The 17,565-nt window shown below is 39.2% G+C and carries 13 protein-coding genes and 1 other annotated feature; of the genes, 7 read left to right on the top strand and 6 right to left on the bottom strand.

The genetic code is table 11. The features are described from left to right. Nucleotides 1-436: 436 nt before the first annotated feature. Nucleotides 437-1,645 carry an iron-containing alcohol dehydrogenase gene (locus ACOZBY_RS05535; RefSeq protein WP_422761730.1) on the top strand — a complete coding sequence of 403 codons (1,209 nt, stop codon included), beginning with the start codon at nucleotides 437-439 and terminating at the stop codon, nucleotides 1,643-1,645. 140 nt (nucleotides 1,646-1,785) lie between these two features. Next, on the top strand, nucleotides 1,786-2,589 hold the full coding sequence (locus ACOZBY_RS05530; RefSeq protein WP_422761728.1) for a cobalamin-binding protein: 804 nt from the start codon (nucleotides 1,786-1,788) through the stop codon (nucleotides 2,587-2,589). A 52-nt stretch (nucleotides 2,590-2,641) separates the two neighbouring features. Here the strand turns inward: ACOZBY_RS05530 and tyrS are convergent, their stop codons facing one another. Then, nucleotides 2,642-3,910: a tyrosine--tRNA ligase gene (tyrS, locus tag ACOZBY_RS05525; protein WP_036162315.1), complete on the bottom strand. Its 1,269-nt coding sequence runs from the start codon at nucleotides 3,908-3,910 to the stop codon at nucleotides 2,642-2,644. A gap of 85 nt (nucleotides 3,911-3,995) precedes the next feature. Continuing rightward, nucleotides 3,996-4,204, bottom strand: a binding site (T-box leader). A 102-nt stretch (nucleotides 4,205-4,306) separates the two neighbouring features. Here tyrS and ACOZBY_RS05520 point away from each other — a divergent pair. Both ACOZBY_RS05520 and ACOZBY_RS05515 read left to right on the top strand, forming a co-directional pair. Then, nucleotides 4,307-7,363, top strand: a complete 3,057-nt coding sequence (locus ACOZBY_RS05520; protein WP_012295681.1) for a transglycosylase domain-containing protein — start codon at nucleotides 4,307-4,309, stop codon at nucleotides 7,361-7,363. A 112-nt stretch (nucleotides 7,364-7,475) separates the two neighbouring features. After that, entirely contained in the window at nucleotides 7,476-8,357 is an 882-nt protein-coding gene (locus ACOZBY_RS05515; protein ID WP_422761726.1) for an NAD-dependent epimerase/dehydratase family protein, read from the top strand. Between the two features lie 49 nt (nucleotides 8,358-8,406). Here the strand turns inward: ACOZBY_RS05515 and ACOZBY_RS05510 are convergent, their stop codons facing one another. The 5 genes from ACOZBY_RS05510 to acsA form a co-directional block, all read right to left on the bottom strand. Beyond that, nucleotides 8,407-9,537, bottom strand: coding sequence for an acetylornithine transaminase (locus tag ACOZBY_RS05510; RefSeq protein ID WP_012295683.1), 1,131 nt, complete (start codon nucleotides 9,535-9,537; stop codon nucleotides 8,407-8,409). Between the two features lie 73 nt (nucleotides 9,538-9,610). Next, entirely contained in the window at nucleotides 9,611-10,396 is a 786-nt protein-coding gene (gene argB / locus ACOZBY_RS05505) for an acetylglutamate kinase (protein WP_031418595.1), read from the bottom strand. After that, a complete protein-coding gene (gene argJ, locus ACOZBY_RS05500) occupies nucleotides 10,359-11,591 on the bottom strand; it encodes a bifunctional ornithine acetyltransferase/N-acetylglutamate synthase (RefSeq protein ID WP_422761723.1) in 1,233 nt (410 codons plus the stop codon). Before argJ ends, argB begins: the two co-directional genes overlap by 38 nt. Before the next feature lie 44 nt (nucleotides 11,592-11,635). Then, nucleotides 11,636-12,670: an N-acetyl-gamma-glutamyl-phosphate reductase gene (gene argC, locus ACOZBY_RS05495; protein WP_422761722.1), complete on the bottom strand. Its 1,035-nt coding sequence runs from the start codon at nucleotides 12,668-12,670 to the stop codon at nucleotides 11,636-11,638. A gap of 234 nt (nucleotides 12,671-12,904) precedes the next feature. Further along, nucleotides 12,905-14,632, bottom strand: coding sequence for an acetate--CoA ligase (gene acsA, locus ACOZBY_RS05490; protein ID WP_418936743.1), 1,728 nt, complete (start codon nucleotides 14,630-14,632; stop codon nucleotides 12,905-12,907). Nucleotides 14,633-14,962: 330 nt separating this feature from the next. On the opposite strand from acsA, the gene ACOZBY_RS05485 reads away from it, so the two are divergent. From ACOZBY_RS05485 to ACOZBY_RS05475, 3 genes are read left to right on the top strand one after another with little or no spacing between them, the layout of a single operon-like run. Beyond that, nucleotides 14,963-15,595 carry a GNAT family N-acetyltransferase gene (locus ACOZBY_RS05485; protein WP_031418591.1) on the top strand — a complete coding sequence of 211 codons (633 nt, stop codon included), beginning with the start codon at nucleotides 14,963-14,965 and terminating at the stop codon, nucleotides 15,593-15,595. A 24-nt stretch (nucleotides 15,596-15,619) separates the two neighbouring features. Then, nucleotides 15,620-16,267 (top strand): acetoin utilization AcuB family protein, encoded by a 648-nt coding sequence (locus tag ACOZBY_RS05480; protein WP_012295689.1) that lies wholly within the window; start codon nucleotides 15,620-15,622, stop codon nucleotides 16,265-16,267. Further along, nucleotides 16,267-17,427, top strand: a complete 1,161-nt coding sequence (locus tag ACOZBY_RS05475; protein ID WP_012295690.1) for an acetoin utilization protein AcuC — start codon at nucleotides 16,267-16,269, stop codon at nucleotides 17,425-17,427. Before ACOZBY_RS05480 ends, ACOZBY_RS05475 begins: the two co-directional genes overlap by 1 nt. Nucleotides 17,428-17,565 lie beyond the last annotated feature (138 nt).

Below are 17,565 nucleotides of genomic sequence, written 5' to 3'. Positions count from 1 at the left end.
TCCGTATATTCAGAATTTCTTAATATTATTATAATCAACAATCATAACTCCCTCTCACTTATGAAAATTTTATATACTTTAAAATAATAATTACATCGCTTCAAAATAACATAACCACTATCTTAATATTAAAAAACAAATATCAGTTATTTACTATTCTTAGACCCCTTCAAATAGAACCATTCCCAAAAAAATATATTTTATTTTTATAGTAAAACATTTTATAAAACATATTACAATCAGCATTCTTATACCTTTCACATTTTTAAAGAACATTTTAACAAGCTAACTTTTTTGTAAAATAATAACAAGGATAAAGCGAGCAATTTTAATAAAAATACGAGTTGAACTTTAATAAAAAATAGAATACGATGAATTCCGAAAGGTGGTTCACCATCATTCAAGCAATAATAATTTTTAAAAAGGGGTTGGAAGTATGTCAGACGTTCTAAAGCAATTTGTTATGCCGAAAAAAAACTTATTTGGACCTGGAGCAATTCAAGAAGTTGGTAAACACTTAAATGATTTAGAAGTGAAGAAGACATTAATCGTAACAGATGAGGGCTTACACAAATTAGGTCTCTCTGAACAAATTGCAAACATCATTACAGCTGCTGGAATTGATGTAGCAATTTTCCCTAAAGCAGAACCAAATCCAACAGATCAAAATATTGAAGATGGCATAGCAGCTTACCATGCTGAAAGCTGTGATTCAATCGTTTCTCTTGGAGGAGGGAGCGCTCATGATGCAGCAAAAGGTATCGGACTTATTGCTTCGAATGGTGGACGCATTCAAGATTATGAAGGCGTTGATAAATCACAAAATCCACTTGTGCCATTAATTGCTATTAATACAACGGCTGGTACTGCTAGTGAAATGACTCGTTTCACGATTATTACAGATACAGCACGTAAAGTAAAAATGGCCATTGTTGATAAACATGTGACTCCGTTACTTTCGATTAATGATCCCGAACTGATGATTGGGTTACCTCCTGCTCTAACAGCTGCTACTGGTGTTGATGCATTGACACATGCTATTGAATCATTTGTTTCGACAAATGCAACACCAATTACAGACGCTTGTGCTGAGAAGGTACTTCAACTAATTCCTGAATTTTTACCACGTGCCTATGCAAATGGAGCTGATTTAGAAGCACGTGAACAAATGGTATATGCACAATTTTTAGCTGGTATGGCTTTTAATAATGCTTCACTAGGCTATGTCCATGCGATTGCTCATCAGTTAGGTGGCTATTATAATCTACCTCATGGCGTATGTAATGCCATTTTATTACCACATGTTTGCCGCTTCAATGTAACAGCACGTACTGAGCGTTTTGCTCGCATTGCTGAATTATTAGGTGAAAATGTGACAGGATTAAGTAAGCGTGATGCTGCTGAAAAAGCTATTTCAGCTATTGAAAAGCTATCAAAGGATTTAAATATTCCTAGTGGCTTCCGCGAACTAGGTGCAAAAGATGAGGATATTGAAATTTTAGCAAAAAATGCGATGTTAGATGTTTGCGCTGAGACAAATCCTCGTAAAGCAACACTAGATGATATTAAACAAATTATTACAAATGCAATGGGCCCTATCGTGAAAAAAGAGGAATCGCTTGAAGCTGTTGCTGCTCTTTCATAATTAATAAAAAAACAAAAGGTGGAGATAAACCAAGTTTTTCTCCACCTTTTTTCTATGCTCAAAGATGAAAATGATGTAAACACATTGTTTAGAATGGAAACTCTCGCTATACTTTTCTTAAAAAGAATAGGAGATAACAAATGCGTTTAATCTCGATATGTCCAAGCAATACAGAGCTTGTAGCCTATTTAGGACTGACAGACCAGCTTGTTGGAGTAGATGATTTCTCCGATTGGCCATCAAGCGTTAAAGATTTGCCACAGCTTGGACCAGATTTATCTATTAATATGAACGATTTAGAGGCATTACACCCCGATCTTGTTCTTGCTTCTTTAAGTGTGCCTGGAATGGAAAAAAACATCGAGGAATTGCAAAGAAGAAATATCCCTCATATTGTTTTTAATGCGAACTCGTTAGAGGAAATTGCACAAGATCTCCTTTCACTCGGGAGAGCTTGCCATGTAGAAGAACGTGCTAAAATAATCGCAGAAGAATATTTGCAATCCATTGACAAAATGCGTATAGTTGCTAACTCCCTCACGAAGAAACCTACTCTATACTGGGAATGGTGGCCAAACCCAATTTTTACACCAGGAAAAATAAATTGGCTAACAGAAATTAGTGCTATTGCAGGCGGAGTCAATTTATTTCACGATGTAGAACTAGCCAGTGTTCAAACTGATTGGGCAGATGTTGTTAAACGAAAGCCCGACTATATCATGATGGCTTGGGTAGGTGTAGCTTTTGAGCGTATACAGCCGGCCAACTTATTAAAGCGTCCCCATGCAAGTGAGCTACATGCTGTGAAAATGGAACAGCTTCATGTAATGGAGGAATGGCTTTATTGTCGGCCTTCTCCCCGTCTTATTGAAGGGGCTATAAAACTGGCAAAAATACTGCACCCTAAGCAATATGAACACATAAAATCGCCAAGTTTTCTATAATAAAAAAACAACATCCCCTTTATGATCGGGGATGTTGTTTAAATTAAAATCATTATACAAACTTTACCATATGATATTTTTTCTTACCGCGACGAACAATGCTAAAGGCATCCTCTAGACGATCCTTTGCATCGACTACATATTCTAAATCCGTCACTTTTTCACCATTGACACTAATTGCACCATTCGAAACGTCCTCACGTGCCTGACGTTTCGATGATGAGATACCAGCTTCTACAAGAAGGTCCACAATATTTTTATCTTCTTTTGCCATTTCAATAGAAGGAACATCTTTAAAGGCATCCTTCATTTCTTCAGCCGAAAGTGCTTTTAAATCGCCTGAAAATAAAGCTGCTGTAATGCGAATAGCTTGCTCTAACGCCGCTTGACCATGAATTAATCGTGTCATTTCCTCAGCAAGTGATTTTTGAGCCTTACGTAAATGTGGCTCTTCTTCTACAGAAACAGCTAATGATTCAATCTCTTCACGAGTAAGGAAAGTGAATATTTTCAAGTATTTGATGACATCTGCATCAGCAGCATTGATCCAAAATTGATAGAATTCATATGGAGATGTTTTCTTACCATCTAACCAAACAGCACCACCAGCTGTTTTACCAAATTTCGTACCATCTGCTTTCGTTACTAATGGAATCGTAATCCCAAAGGCTTTAGTTTCTTCTTCATGTGTCTTACGAATAACCTCTAAACCTGTTGTAATATTACCCCATTGGTCAGAGCCACCTACTTGAATACGACAATTGTAGTGGTTGTATAAATGATTGTAATCAATCCCTTGAATTAATGTATAAGCAAACTCTGTGAAAGATATCCCCGTGTCAAGACGAGAAGCAATTGTATCTTTTGCCAACATGTAGTTAACATTAATTAATTTCCCATAATCACGTAAAAATTCAATCGTATTTATATTGCCAATCCAGTCACGATTGTTCACAAGCTGAGCGCCATTACCATCTTCAGCAAAGTCAAAAATTCGTTCTAGTTGACCGCGAATCCCTTGAACATTTTTATCGATTTGCTCCACAGTTTGTAATTGACGCTCTTCTGAACGACCTGATGGATCTCCAATCATGCCTGTAGCCCCACCCACAAGTAAAATTGGACGGTGACCAGCTTTTTGGAAGCGACGTAATGTTAAAAGCGGGACAATATGCCCGATATGCATAGAATCTGCTGTTGGATCAACACCACAGTATAAAGAGACGGACTGTTCTTCTAATAGTTTTGCCATACCATCAGCATCGGTTTGTTGGTATAGCAGCCCACGCCATTCTAAATCTTGTAATAATTCGTTTGTCATGATGATTCCTCCTAATTGATTGAAATTCGCTACGTGCATGGACAAGTTCATGAAATAAAAAAATCCCTACACGCAAACAATTGCATGCAGGGACGTTAAATTGTAAATTAACGCGGTACCACCCGGCTTGAAGATGTCATCCACCTTCCACTTCATTCAACCGCCTTTATCGCAGGCGCGCACGTCTAAGCTCCAAGCACGTAATTCGTCTCTACATTATGACCAGTTTTCACCAACCACTGGCTCTCTAAACAGGGAATATAGAAACTACTCCAAACTCTTCATCACTAGAAAACTATAAACATTATTCTATACGAATCTATTTCAAAGTCAATAACTATGTTCGAGCTAAAACAATATGTGCTATAATAAACAAGATTTTAGGAGGTCGATACATTGAAGGATTGGATTGAAAAAATCAATGCAAAGATCGATACATTAATTGAACAAAAATGGATGAAGAAATTACGTATTTCAGGTAGCGTTACCTGGAACTTATTTTTACTATTTTTAGTCTTTGCATTGGTTGGCACTGTATTTGTCGGTTCAGTAGGAGCTGGTTATTTCGCTTCTCTTGTAAAAGAAGAGCCTTTACGCTCAAAAGATGAATTGCGAGATCAAATTTTTAGCTATGAAGAAACAAGTGAAATTTATTTTGCCAACGATATTTATATCGGAAAATTACGGACAGATTTAGATCGCCGCGAAACTTCACTAAAAAATGTTGCACCAGATGTTATTAATGCAGTACTGGCAACAGAAGATGAGTATTTCCGTGAACATAACGGCATTGTACCAAAAGCGGTTGTACGAGGCTTATTACAAGATGTTACGAATTCTGCTACACAGACAGGTGGCTCTACCCTTACGCAACAACTTATTAAAAACCAAGTATTAACCAATGAAGTTTCCTATGAACGTAAAGCAAAAGAAATTTTACTTGCTATGCGTTTAGAGCATTTTATGACAAAGGAAGAAATATTAGAGGCTTATTTAAATATTATTCCATACGGTCGTAACTCTTCAGGGCGAAATATTGCAGGCGTAGAAACAGCCGCAGAAGGAATCTTTGGTGTCAAAGCTAAGGATTTATCACTTGCGCAAGCAGCTTACATCGCTGGTATTCCTCAGGCGCCATTTGCTTACACACCTTTTACAAATACGGGTGAACTGAAAAGTGAGGAAGCTTTAAAACCAGGTATTGATCGTATGAAAACAGTTCTTTATCGTATGAAAGAAGCTGGTTATATTGACGATGCTCAATATAAAGAAACACTGAATTATGATATTGCTGCTGACTTCCGTGGTCCAGAAATGCGAGCGGAGGATCGTTATCCATGGCTTACATATGAGCTTGAGAGCCGCGCAAAAGATATTATTGCAGAAAAACTCGCAGAAGATGACGGTATTGACCCAGAGCGATTAAAAACAGAAAAAAAATTAAAAGATAAATATAAAATCTTAGCAGATCGAGATGTTCGCTCAAAAGGTTATCGTATTTATTCAACCATTAACAAAGATATGTATGATGCCATGCAAAAAGCTGCTAAGGACTTCCAATATTACGGCCACACATATACTGGTAAAGGGAAAGACCCTGTAACCGGTGAGGAAGTTGATATCGAAATGCCCGTACAAGTGGGCAGTATTTTAATGGAGAATACGACAGGTCGCATTTTAAGTTTTGTAGGTGGTCGAGACTTTAATACAACTCAAGTTAACCATGCAACACAAGCTTATCGTTCAAATGGTTCTACGATGAAACCATTACTTGTATACGCACCTGCTATTGAGTATGGCGTAATTGGTGCAGGTAGCCCACTCGTTGACGTAAAATTCTCAATTGGTTCATGGAGCCCAAGTAACTATATTACTAGTGATGAGCGAGGACTTATTCCGGCGCGTGAAGCTTTAGCAGATTCTCAAAACATATCAGCGTTACGTTTATATAATGATATTATTAACAAACGACCAGCTGATCTATTAGTAAAAATGGGATTCACAAAATTACACCCCGATGATTTCACTAACCTTGCAACCGGTATCGGTGCTTTAAGTGAGGGGACTACTGTAGAAGAGAATACGAATGCCTTTGCTACTTTTGCAAATGGTGGTCAATTCATTGATGCTTATATGATTGATCGAATTGAAGATCAAGAAGGAAATATTATTTACAAACACGAAGTAGAACCCGTCCAAGTATTTAGTCCAGAAACATCTTATATTGTGACAGATATGCTACGTGACGTATTAACAAAAGGAACAGGAACTCTTGCTCGTAATACATTAAAATTCTCTTCTGATTTCGCTGCTAAAACAGGGACTTCTCAAGAGTATAAAGATGTTTGGTTAGTTGGCTATAACCCTAATGTATCTCTAGGTGTTTGGATGGGTTACGACCAACCTCGTACGTTGTACGCATTTAATAATACGTACCTACAGCCAAGTGTTCGTGTCAATAAATTATGGGGTACTTTAATGAATTCCGTTTACGATGTGGCTCCTGAGTTTATTGACCCACCAACAAGCTTTAAGGCACCTAAAAATGTGGTGACCGCTTCATTCTGCGGAATTTCTGGAATGGCACCTTCTGCTGCCTGTGCAGATGCAGGTTTAGTTCGTTCAGACTTATTTAATGCGAAAGTATTTTTACCTTCACAACCAGATGATAGCTTAGCTGCTTCAAGTGTTGTAACGATTAAAGGAAAAACTTATAATGCATTACCTAGTACACCAGCTGAATTTGTCAAATCAGGTGGCGCAGGTATTAATCAGGCGTTTATTAAACGTATGTTAGGCCGTCTTGGCGGTAACCCAGCAAGTTTATTACCGAAAAATTCAACTTTAACCAATTCATCTGTTTCGGCCGTTGATTTCCCTGCGGATGGAAGTGCACCTGCAGCAGTAACAGCATCCGTAAATGGCTCAACTTTATCTTGGACAGAGTCATCAAACGATGTAGTTGGCTATCGGATTTACAATGTTACAAACGGTGCCAACACATTAGTAACTTCTGTTCTTGAATCTACACAAAGTATAACGGTCGCTAGTGGACAGGCCTATGTTGTAGTGGCTGTAGATATTACTGGCTTAGTGTCACCACATTCTAATGTAGCCTCTACTGGTGGTAGTGAAAATGAACCTGATCCAGAGGATAATGGTCAAGAAACAATTCCACCTACAACACCGCCTACAAATGGCAATGGGTCTGGTAATAATGGTAACGGTTCTAACAATGGGAATGGATCTGGTGGCAATGGCAACGGCTCTAACAACGGGAATGGATCTGGTGGCAACGGCAACGGCTCCAACAACGGGAATGAATCTGGTGGCAATGGCAACGGCTCCAACAATGGGGATGGATCTGGTGGTAACGGATCAGGTCAACCTGAAGATGGCTCAAATGGAGGAGACAACGGCAATACAACTCCCCCTGAAACATCAAGGCGATAATCAGTTTCATTTTCTGTGTCAAACAGGCTTACTACAATTCACTTTTGATTTGTAGTAAGTCTATTTTTTTGTCATTATTAAGAAGACTACTATTTTGAAGGAGAGGAAAAATATGAACATTTTAGTTTTAGGGGGCACACGTTTTTTCGGAAAAAAATTAGTGGAACTTTGCATTGAGAATGGACATGTTGTAACGATTTTAACACGCGGTCAAAGCGGCAATCCTTTTGGAACAGCTGTCAAACAATTAATTGTTAATCGGGATGATCGTGACGCATTAGAAAATGCTCTCGCCCATACAACGTGGGATATTGTTTATGATAATATATGCTACTCTCCTAACGAGGCACATACCATTTGTGAGCTTTTAAAAGGGAAAACGAAAAAACTTGTCTTTACTTCAACTCTTTCAACCTATGAAGTTGATGGCAAGATGAAAAAGGAAGAAGATTTCGATCCTTATCATTATCAAATTCTCATGGGGGATCGAAATGAATTTTCCTACGGAGAAGGAAAAAGACAGGCAGAGGCTGTATTGTTTAAAGAGGCTTCATTCCCAGTTGTTGCTGTACGTTTCCCAATTGTCATGGGTGAACATGATTACACACGTCGTTTGCATTTTCATGTTGAACGTATTTTACACGATCAGCCAATCTCCTTACCGAATATCGATGCGCAGATGAGCTATATTACAGATGAGGAAGCAGCTAATTTCTTATATTTTGCAGGCATGACACCTATAGAAGGACCATACAATGCTACAGCATCTGGTGCCATGTCATTGAAGGAACTCCTTGCGTTAATTGAAGAAAAGAGTGGGAAGCGCGCAAAAATTTCACTTGTTGGTGGCGATGAAGAATCACAATCACCATATGGTGTACCTGCTGACTGGTATATGACAAATGCGAAAGCAGAGAAAGCAGGATTTACATTTAGTCAACTTCATGATTGGTTGCCAAAACTAGTAAATACATTAGTAAAACAGCTTCAATAAAAAAGAAAGACAAAGAGTCTGCTAAATAAGCAGATTCTTTGTCAGTAAATTAATATAATATGGTCTTTAAAATGGCTACTGCTTCGTCTATCTCTTTCTTCGTTACAGTTAGTGGCGGCAATAGTCGAATAACATTTGGCCCTGCCCCTACTAATAAGAGACCCTTCTCTTCTGCAGCAGCAATATACGCGGCTACTTCTGTTTCACCACAGCCAATTCCAAGCATTAATCCCTTACCCTGAATGGTATAATTAGAAGGTAAATGCGCTTTTAGTTGTGCGACAAAATAGGCTGACTGTTCTTGTACTTGCTGTAAGAATGCTGGCTCAAATACATGACTTAAGACGGCCTGAGCTACATTCATTGCAAGTGGGTTTCCCCCAAATGTAGTGCCGTGTGTACCCGGACTAAAGGTTGCATAAAGCTCGGCAGTTCCTAGCATTGCCCCTACCGGAAAGCCACCACCTAAGCCTTTTGCTAATGTCACTATATGTGGCTTTAACACCGTTTGCTCAAACGCATAGCGTGTTCCTGTTCTTCCAATTCCAGTCTGTACTTCGTCAATAATGAGTAATATTCCCTTGTCCTCACATGCTTTTGCAATCGCGGTAGCGAATTCTAACGATACACAATTAACGCCACCTTCTCCTTGAATCATTTCCAGCATAATGGCTGCTACAGAGTCATCAATAGTAGCTTCTAGTGCGGCAGCGTCATTGAATGGTAAAATCGTAAATTTTTCAACGAGTGGTCCAAAGCCGTTATGTATTTTGCCTTGACCTGTTGCAGACATTGCTCCGAATGTGCGACCATGGAATGATTTTTCGAAAGTAATCATATGGTTTTTCCCTGTATGCTTTCGTGCTAACTTAATGGCCGCTTCATTTGCCTCCGCTCCACTATTACAGAAAAAAGCATGTGCAAAATGCGTATGAGCGATTAATTTTTTAGCCACGGTTTCCTGACCAGGGATATCAAAAAGGTTCGATATATGCCACAGCTTTTCACTTTGCTCTTGTAGTGCCTGCACAATGGCTGGATGCGCATGCCCCAGACTTGCTACTGCAATACCACTAGTAAAATCTAAATATTGTTTTCCTGTAGAATCCTCTACAACGGTGCCCTGCCCTTTGACAATTTGCGCACGACGTTTACCGTAGTTCCCGAATAACGCACTCATGTTATCATCTCCGCTATTATTTGAAATGGTCTTCTTTCAACATCTATACTTTTCATAAGCTCTTATTAGAACACTAGGTAGCATGAAGTTTATCGGAAGTGACAATCGTAGTGCCAATCAATGTCTCTCCCACAATTTGCACGGAAGGTATACCTGCACGTAAACAATCGATCGCTCCTTGTACTTTCGGAATCATCCCTCCATATAGATGCCCTTGTTCTATCCATTGATTAATGAGAGTGGGTGTTGCCATTGTTTGATATTCATCATAGACTCGAATACCACTTACATCTGTAACGAGTAATAAGCTATCTGCCCCTAAGGCTAATGCTATTTCACTTGCGACTGTATCGCCGTTAATGTTTAAAGCCTGACCTGCTTCACTTACTCCAACACAAGCAATAACGGGTACAATTCCCACTGACAATAAAGCTTCAAGTAAGGCTGTATGGATGGCTTTTACTGCTCCTACATAACCATAAACATCTTTATCTAAATAATCTGCCACCATTAATTGACCATCATAACCGTTTAGCCCAATGGCCTCGACGCCAGCACTTGTTAAGTCATGAACTAAAGCAGGGTTAACCTGCCCAATTAGAGTGGATTGGACAACATTCATAGCTGCCTCATTTGTCACACGTATACCATTTAATGTATGCGATTCTATGCCTCGAGCAGCTAATTCACGATTAATAGCTGGGCCCCCGCCATGAGTAATAATAAGCTCCACACCGCTATCTTGAAGCTTTTTAAAATGATAAAAAAAATCTTTATTTAAGCCCTCCAGTGTACTACCACCGAGCTTAATCACCATTCGTTTACGAGCGGTATGATGCGTTGATTTGGACGTAGTCATACGTTAAGTCACATCCCCAAGCATGCCCCTTACCTTCACCCATACCAAGAGACACATATATTTTCACTTCATGCATTTTTAAAATTTGTATTAATTCATCCTCTGAGAAAGGAATTGGTTCGCCGTTTTCTACCATTGTAGCGCCTCCAATTTGAATCGTAATTTTATCTGGGTCTACAGTGGCACCACTATACCCTACTGCTGCAATAATTCGTCCCCAGTTCGCATCACAGCCAAAAACAGCAGTCTTTACAAGTGGCGAGCCTACGACGGTCTTGGCGATTTTTCGTGCCTCTTCATCTGCAACTGCGCCAACAACTTCCACTTCAATGAGCTTAGTTGCCCCTTCTCCATCCTTGGCAATCATTTTTGCTAAATCTTCGGCTACCGTTTTCAATGTGTAATAGAAATTTAACCAATCTGGATGATCAGGTGTTAACGTCTTATTTCCTGCGAAGCCGTTCGCCAATACAACAACTGTGTCGTTTGTAGATGTATCCCCATCTACGGTAATGGCATTAAACGTGAGATTGGTAATATCGGATAATGCATTTTGTAATACATCAGATTCTATTTGGGCATCTGTCGTAATAAAGCCCAACATGGTTGCCATATTTGGTTCAATCATGCCTGAACCCTTCGCAACACCAGCGATAATGATTTCCTTGCCATCTACCGTTGTACTATAGCTTGTGTTCTTCATAACTGTATCTGTTGTTAAGATTGCCTGCGCAAAGTCAATAGCACTTTCTAAATGGTCCTTCGGTTCTAGCTGTTGAATACCATTTACTACTGGCTCCAGCTTCATCATTTCGCCAATGACGCCCGTTGAACAAACTCCCACCAATTCAGGCGCAATCCCTAATTTTTCAGCCACTTGCGCCTGCATTGTTTGGGCATCCTTAACGCCTTGCTTCCCTGTACAAGCATTGGCATTGCCCGAATTCACGATTATCGCCTGCATTTTTTTTGTTGTGTAAACAACTTCCTTTGTTACTTTTAACGGGGCTGCCTGCACAGCATTTGTTGTAAAAACACCAGCAACACTAGCTGGTACCTCACTTACTAAAATGGCTAAATCTTTCTTCTTATGTTTTAAGCCACAATGTAACCCAGCTGCCTTAAAGCCTTTTGGTGAAACGATATTTTTACTTGATAACTTTTTCATTACATTTATTGATGTAGTAACTGTCATCCATAATTCCTCCTTATTTTTCATCAAACTAAACATAAAAACTGTTAAATAAAGAACGGTACGACATCAAGACCTGTCGTTTGTGGTAGGTCAAATTGTACATTCATATTTTGGATAGCTTGCCCTGCAGCCCCTTTGACTAGATTGTCAATCACACTTACAATCGTGGCACGATTTGTACGAGAATCTACTTTCACCAAAATATCGCAATAATTGGACCCCTTAACACGATTAGTTCCTAAGCTAGTAGCATCTGTAACCATTCGAACAAATGGATGCTTTTCATACGTCTCCTGCAAGCAACCAACCAACTGAGCCTCTGTAACGCCTGCCATTACTGGCGCATAGGATGTCGCTAAAATCCCTCTTGTCATAGGTACTAAATGAGTATTGAAAGTAATGTTTGTTTCAGTATGAGCAAATACGGATAATGCCTGTTCTATTTCTGGTATATGTTGATGTGTATTTACTTTATAGATAGAGAAGTTCTCATTCGCCTCGCTAAAATGAGTAGTTTGTGACGGCTTATTACCAGCTCCTGAGATGCCACTTTTCGCATCAATTACTAAAAAGCTCGGATCAATTAATCGTTCCTTCACTAGCGGTAGTAATGATAATAACACCGCTGTTGGGTAACAACCTGGGTTAGCAATAAGAGTAGCCTGTCGAATATGCTCTGAATTCCATTCAGTTAAACCATAAACACTTTGCTGAACCGTATCAAATGGTGCTGCTTGTTTGCCATACCACGCTTCATAGCTTGCAAGATTTTTTAACCGGTAATCACCAGACAAATCTATAAATTTCGGACCCGTGTTAACCATTGATGGTAATAACTTACTTGTTACGCCAGATGGTGTACTTGTAAAAACTACATCAAATTCCGCTAAAGTATCTTCCTCTATTTTCTGTAATGGCCTATCAATAATCGTCATAAGATGACCAAATTTTGAAGAAAAAAGAACTCCTTCCTCTGAAGAAGTAAATAACGCTAGCTGCTCTACAGCTGGATGATTATGTAAAAACCGAATAAGCTCTAGTCCACCATAACCTGTTGCTCCTACAATTCCTACTTTCAATGCACTCACCTCTGAAATAAGTTAAAAATAGTATACGTCTGCATAAATATTAAGTCAACTGAATTTTTATTTAATTCTATATTTTTTACGCATTTAAATACTTCTCGTTAATACAGCTCTTAAGCATTGTAAATGCAGAAAAAAGAAGGTAAGCATTCACTCGATTGATGAAAGAATGCTTGCCTTCTTTTTATGCATATGTTGTATAAATATCAATTGATGTTCTTTACTTTATCAGTCTTCCATCGTCGATAGGTCACCCGTAGGTAAATTTAACTCCCATGCCTTCAATACACGACGCATAATCTTACCACTGCGTGTTTTTGGTAGTTTTTCCTTAAAATCAATTTCACGTGGTGCTGCATGAGCCGATAACCCTTTTTTAACAAAATCTCTTATATCCTCAATTAATCGTTCGGAAGGTTCTACTCCTTCTCGTAAGGATACAAAGGCTTTGATGATTTCCCCTCGTACTGGGTCTGGTTTTCCAATGACTCCTGCTTCAACAATATCTGGATGCTCCAATAGCTTGCTTTCCACTTCGAATGGTCCCACACGCTCTCCGGCCGTCATAATGACATCATCCACTCGACCTTGGAACCAAAAGTATCCGTCATCATCCATATAGGCAGAATCTCCAGATACATACCATTTCCCTTTTAAGAAATAAGATTCATAGCGCTCTGGATTGCCCCAAATTTGACGCATCATAGCTGGCCACCCCCGTTGAATAGCTAAATTCCCCATTGTAAACGGTGGTACTTCGTTGCCAGCATCATCTACAATCGTCGCATGAATACCTGGAAGTGGTTTTCCCATTGAGCCTGGCTTAATATCCATCGAAGGATAATTACAAATCATATGCGCTCCTGTTTCTGTCATCCACCATGTATCATGGATTCGATGACCTAATTCTTCTACTCCCCAGCGAATCACTTCGGGGTTCAATGGTTCACCGACAGATAGCACATGACGCAAAGATGATAGATCATAGCTTTCAAGCAAGCCACTCCCTGCCCCCATCAGCATACGGAATGCAGTTGGTGCACTATACCATACCGTAACACCATAATCTTCAATGGCTTGATACCATGCCTGCGGTGAGAATCTTCCCCCAACAATCACCATTGTTACCCCATTTAACCATGGACCAAAAATACCATAGGCTGTTCCTGTCACCCATCCTGGATCAGCAGTACACCAATAAATATCATCTTCACGTAAATCAAGAACCCATTGCGTAGATTGGTATTGTTGAAGCATTGCATAATGAACATGTAGCACTCCTTTTGGCGCACCAGTTGATCCAGAAGTATAGTGAAGAATCATCCCATCTTCCTGATCTACCCACTCTATATCAAATTGAGCTGAAGCCCTTTTTAATCGTTGATTAAAGTCTAGAATTTGTGATGTTTCTTCAATATCTTCACCTATTAAAAGGACATGCTCTAGGTGAGGTAATTTAGCTATAGGTACACGTTCAAGTAACGCCGGTGTCGTAACCAATACTTTTGCCTCACTATCTGCTAGCCGATCATACACAGCACCTTCCATAAAAGCTTCAAATAATGGTCCAACAATAACACCCATTTTCAACGCACCTAATAATGAAAAATAGAGCTCAGGCGACCGTGGCATAAAAATAAATAAACGATCACCTTTTTGTAGATTAGTAGCTGTTTTAAGAACGTTAGCAGCCTTGTTTGTTAACCTTTTCATTTCATTAAATGAATACGCCTCTTTCCGTTTACCATCATTAAAATAAAGAGCAACTTTATTTTTACGATGTGTTTCAGTATGGCGATCGATTGCCTCATACGCCATATTCACTAAACCTGTCTCGTACCAACTAAATGCTTTTTCTGTATCAGCCCAATTATGAGACTTTGCCACTTCTTCATAATTCATTAACTGGTGCTGACCAGCTAAAGCCGTTAACTTCTCCTTCATTTTCATCCCCATGAAACTACCCCTTTCTTTACGTTTGCTTCAAACTGTTCATTTGCTATTTTCAACAATCCCCTCTGCTGAAATAATAAATTTACGTTCTAAGCAACATATTTACCTAGCTTTTGTTATATAACAGTTTACTGCATCAGAAATGTCCTAACTCTTAATTACGCTACTTTTATCTGTTAAATAACAGAAGCGATATATTATATTTTACACGAATCCAAGGAGATTGTCTTAATATTTTCACTTTTCCAAAAATACAGGTATATTTTGCAAAAATAAGCGTTTTTACGCACGAAATCAGCTATAATGGAATTATTAAACTCAGGTGGTGTCATTATGGAACATAAAAAAACTTTTTTTTCTGTCAAAAGGGAAACTAAGCATGGTACTGTGTATGTGGAAGGACCTGTGCCTCCAGAAAAATTAGCTACATATTCTTTCCATGAAGGCTTGGTTGCCTTTAGACCTCCAAAACAGCAACAACAAGCTATTATTGAAATTGCGGGGCTTCCTGAAGGACGTATAGTTATTATTCGAAACGAAGATATTATTGTAGGCTATGTGACCTATCTTTATCCTGATCCACTTGAACGATGGGCAGAGGATCGAATTGATGACATGATTGAATTAGGTGCCATTGAAGTGATTCCTGACTATCGCGGAACAGGTTCAGGAAAGGCATTACTAGCCGTTTCATTTATGGGTGATGAAATGGAGGATTATCTGGTGATAACTACCGAATATTATTGGCATTGGGATTTAAAGGGGACCGGCTTAAATGTTTGGGACTACCGCAAAATGATGGAGAAGATGATGAGCTCTGTCGGATTTGAATATTTTGCTACGGATGATCCAGAAATCACATCACACCCAGCTAATTGTTTAATGGCGCGCGAAGGTAAGCGCGTGCCTCCTGAGACCATCGAAAGATTTGATAGACTTCGTTTTAGAAATCGTTTCATGTATTAAAACCAATGCAAAGGGGATACGTATATGATCGTAGAAGAAATTATGAATGAAGAACCTTACACATTAGCTCCTACCAATACCGTGTTGGAGGCACTAAAGCTAATGCGTGACAAAAAAGTTCGCCATTTACCTGTTATAGATGAGGAACGTCACGTTATAGGAGTGATTACAGAACGAGACATTAAAGAAGTTTTGCCCTCCTCTTTACAAGATGAACCTAATTCTCCTGTTTTTCATGCAAAAGTAGAAGAAATAATGGTCAAAGATCCGCTTGTTGGTCATCCACTTGATTTTGTTGAAGAAGTCGCTCTTACCTTCTATGAATCTAAAGTAGGGTGTTTACCTATTGTCTCTGGAGGGAAATTAGTAGGAATTGTTACTACAACGGATTTACTCTATACATATATAGAGCTGACCGGCGGAACGGAACCTGGCTCAAAAATTGAAATTCGAGTAGCTGACACGCCAGGTGTTTTATTTGAAATAACAAAGATATTTCATCATCATCATGCCAATGTCCAAAGCGTCTTAGTTTATCCTGATTCTGAAAATACGCAAAATAAAATTTTAAGCGTCCGAGTAAAAACACTGAATCCTTTAGCTATGATTCAAGACCTTCGCAAAGAAGGCTTTGATGTACTATGGCCTAATTTGCCAGGTGTTTCGTTATAATGAAAAAGGCTGTATTCATTTACTCGCCAGAACAACTCGGATATAAATTTTCAGATTCACATCCTTTTAATCATAAACGCTTGACGCTAACGATGGATTTACTAAAAAATATAGATGGACTTGATGATGTAGACATTATTCCCGCTCGTGTTGCAACAGAAGAGGAGCTACTGCTTGCCCATGACCCTAAGTATATTGATATTGTGAAGAGGGCAGGTCATGGTGAATTATCGGTAGCCCAATGTGAAAGCTATGGTATCGGCACTGAAGACACACCGATTTTTGAAAATATGCATGAAGCAAGTGCCCAACTAGTCGGTGGGACGTTAACTGCCGTTGATTATGTAATGGAAGGTAAAGCTGAGCATGCTCTCAATCTTGGAGGAGGGCTACATCACGGTTTTCGTGGTCGCGCATCAGGATTTTGTATTTACAATGATAGTACGGTTGCGATTCGATATTTACAGGAAAAATATAATGCCCGTGTACTATATGTTGATACAGACGCACATCATGGGGACGGAGTACAATGGAGCTTTTACGAGGACCCAAATGTTTGTACATTGTCTATTCACGAAACAGGACGCTATCTATTTCCTGGAACTGGAAATATTACCGAAAGAGGCAACGGACAAGGATATGGTACCTCCTTTAATTTCCCTATGGATGCTTTTACAGAGGATGAAAGTTTCCTAGAAATCTATGAACAATCCATGAGAGAGGTTTTCGAATATTTCAAGCCAGATGTTGTACTCACACAAAATGGAGCAGATGCCCATTTTTTTGATCCTTTGACACACCTTCATGGCACAATGAATATATATCGTGAAATCCCAAAGCTCGCACATCAATTAGCCCATGAATATTGCGATGGTAAGTGGATTGCAGTGGGTGGAGGAGGCTATGATATATGGCGAGTAGTTCCACGTGCTTGGTCCCTACTTTGGTTAGAAATGACTGACCAAGCTTTACCAACTGGACCTCTCCCACAGGCATGGCTTGACCAATGGCAACCCGAAGCTCCCGTACCTTTTATTCCAACTTGGGAGGACCCAATTCCTCTGTATGAGCCCATTCCAAGGAAGGCAGAAATAGAGGAAAAAAATGCTCAAATGTTAGCAAAAGCACTACACCTTATTCGAAATGAAAAACGAGATTAGCACTTTTCCTCACGATTTTCGTGGGGTTTTTTCATTGGTTTGCAGCCAGATCTCCCTGCTTTGGTCATTTTATCATGCCTCTTTCCCGCTCCATTTTAAATTAAAAAACACGCAAATCCTTGATAAGATTTACGTGTT

This window comes from Lysinibacillus sp. NPDC056220 (assembly GCF_049315265.1).
GTDB classification, from domain to species: Bacteria; Bacillota; Bacilli; order Bacillales_A; family Planococcaceae; genus Lysinibacillus; species Lysinibacillus pinottii.
The sequence above is the reverse complement of the archived record's forward strand: the minus strand, read 5'-3'. Positions and strand labels throughout refer to the sequence as shown.